The sequence below is a fragment of the Pelomonas candidula genome (assembly GCF_043555985.1).
Lineage (GTDB): Bacteria > Pseudomonadota > Gammaproteobacteria > Burkholderiales > Burkholderiaceae_C > Pelomonas > Pelomonas candidula.
Window position 1 is genome coordinate 1 of the sequence record NZ_JBIGIC010000054.1, and the last position, 331, is coordinate 331.

Here is a 331-nt window from a genome sequence, read left to right on the forward strand (position 1 = left end):
TTGGCGAGCTGCTGCAGCCCGCGCCGGAAGCTACCCGCGCCGTGCAGGATGCGCAGCTCCTCGGCCAGGCGCGGCACGCGCAAGTACAGCGCCGAGGCGCCTTGGCGGCAGGCGGACAGCGCCAGCGCGCACGCCCACCCGGTTTTGCCCCCCCCCGTGGCCCCCGCGAAGCAGATCGTCACCCCGCGCTCGATCCAGGTGGCCAGCGCCGGGCCCCACAGCGCGGCGCGGTCGATGCCGCGGATGCCCTCGAAGCTCGCGTCCTCCAGCGTGGCGCTGGGGTACTTGAGCTGGGCCCGCTGCAGCAACCGGGTGCGCTTGCGGTCGCCAC

General features: G+C 75.2%; 1 protein-coding gene. It reads right to left on the minus strand.

The annotated features are described in order from the left end of the window. Positions 1 to 331, minus strand: a 331-nt coding sequence (locus tag ACG04R_RS28450; RefSeq protein WP_394418201.1) for an ATP-binding protein, incomplete at both ends; no start/stop codon positions are given.